Genomic DNA, 2250 nt, shown 5'->3' on the forward strand with positions numbered 1-2250 from the left:
CAAAACCGCCGCCCGCCGCGCCCCCGCTGTTGTTTATATTGCTGTGTTTGTTCGGCATCAGCCACAATTGACCCCCACGCTTCTACGGGATCTGAATATTTCGTTTTAGCCTCACGCCATAATCTTAATAACTGTTTACGAATTAATGGATATTTAACCCGATTGGCGCTATACAGATACCAAGAGTAGCTGGCCCCACGAGGACACCCCCGTGGCTCATGATTCGGTAAATCAGGGCGAGTACGAGGATAATCTGTTTGTTGTGTTTCCCACGTGACTAATCCGTTTTTAACATAAATTTTCCAGCTACATGAGCCAGTACAATTAACCCCATGGGTAGAACGGACAATTTTGTCATGTTGCCAACGTTGGCGATAACTATTTTCCCAGTCACGGTCAACGGTAACCGTTTCCCCATGCCCATCGGCAAAGGTGGTTTTGATTGGTTTAAAATAACGAAACCGATCGAGAAATTTACTCATTGATATTGCTCCTGCAATAATTGCTCACATAATCGTATTTAAAGTGATGATTATGATTTGAATTTACGTGCATAACCTAACTGAGTAATAACTGCACACAGAATATAAAATAGTAAAAATAAAAAGAACGCATAATCAACAGCACCAAGATAAGTCATGGATAAACTGAATATTTGAGGAATAAAAAAGCCACCGATGGCGCCAATCGCCGAAATAAAACCTAATGCGGCGGCAGTTTCAGTCGCCGCTTGGTGTTGTGCGCGACTAAGCGCCATACCTGCTTTAGTTAATTTATCTAACGTTATTTGCCTAAAAATAATCGCGATCACTTGAAATGTTGAACCACTACCAAATCCCGCGGTAAAAAATAGACAAAGAAAACAGAGATAAAAGCCAATAAACGAGCCTGAATAATGTTGATTAGGTAAGGTAGCAAAAAGTAACATCACAAATAAAATCATCAATAGATAATTAATAAATGTTGCTTTAATTCCGCCTACGCGATCAGAAACAAAACCGCCTAATGGGCGTCCGATTGCACCGATAAGTGGTCCAGTGAAAGCATAAAACAGAATATTGATATGGGGAAATTGGGTTTTGCTTAGCATAGCAAATGCCGCAGAAAAACCGATAAACGAGCCGAATGTCGCTAAATAAAGAATACTCAATATCCACATCTGTTTATCTTTAAGCACTACCGACTGATCTTTAAATGAGGCTTTGCTACTATTAAGATCATTCATGCCCAAATAGGCAAACAGTGAACTTATTATCAACAGCGGGATCCAGATAAGGGCCGCATTTTGTAACCAAATAGGGTGATCGCCATCGATTTGCCCATGTTCGCTAGACCATAATGGGATAAAAATAATAAAAGAGGCAATAAGTTGTATCACACTAACCCCCATATTGCCTAAACCACCATTTAACCCCAAAGCACTGCCTTGCTTAGCCTTAGGAAAAAAGAAACTAATGTTAGCCATACTTGAGGCAAAATTAGCGCCACCCAGACCACACAATAAGGCAATAATTAAAAACGTAGCATAAGATGTGTGTGGATTTTGGATAGCAAAGGCTAACCATAAACAAGGAATAACAAGAATCAGAGTACTAAACGTTGTCCAACGCCTTCCGCCAAAAATAGGAATCACAAACGAATATGGGACACGAAATAACGCACCAGATACAGATGGAATCGCGGTTAACAGAAATAACTGATTAGTAGTGAAATTAAATCCAATACGATTAAGGTACACGGCAACGATACTAAATAGCATCCAGACACAAAAACCCAGCATTAGACAAGGGATAGAAATCCATAGGTTTCGGTTAGCAATGGCGTTCCCTGCTTGTTGCCAAAAAACGGGATCCTCAGGTCGCCAATCTTGAATCACGTTTTGGTTCGTTGATTTATTGGTACGCATTTAACACTCCTTGAAATTGGCTACTTTCCTTTGAAAATAGATTAGTCGCGTCTAATTAGACACTATAAAATTTTATCTGGAAAAACCTTACAATAATTCAGGTTATTTTAACGGAAATGAGTAAAAATAGCATTATTCTAAGTAATTACTACTAAGGGAGTAGACGCAGACAGACCTTACATGGTTAATGCTCTCTGTTGGAATGACAACACATTTTTAAACAACAAAACAGCTATTATATTTCAGTTTAATATCATTATTGATTTATATACTAGAATACTAATACAAGATATACCTATCAGCATATGACTAGATATTTAGTATTAAATAAGTTAAACCTCAAT

1 protein-coding gene and 1 pseudogene are annotated in these 2250 nt (G+C 38.5%); both read right to left on the reverse strand.

Features of this window, described 5'->3' with window-relative positions:
* Positions 1-482 (reverse strand): annotated as a pseudogene (gene narZ / locus O970_RS09405) (nitrate reductase subunit alpha); the annotation flags it as partial.
* Between the two features lie 50 nt (positions 483-532).
* Positions 533-1906: a NarK family nitrate/nitrite MFS transporter gene (locus O970_RS09410; RefSeq protein WP_133459442.1), complete on the reverse strand. Its 1374-nt coding sequence runs from the start codon at positions 1904-1906 to the stop codon at positions 533-535.
* Between the last annotated feature and the right edge of the window lie 344 nt (positions 1907-2250).

Origin of the sequence: Candidatus Schmidhempelia bombi str. Bimp (genome assembly GCF_000471645.3) — a bacterium.
Taxonomy (GTDB): Bacteria; Pseudomonadota; Gammaproteobacteria; order Enterobacterales; family Orbaceae; genus Utexia; species Utexia bombi.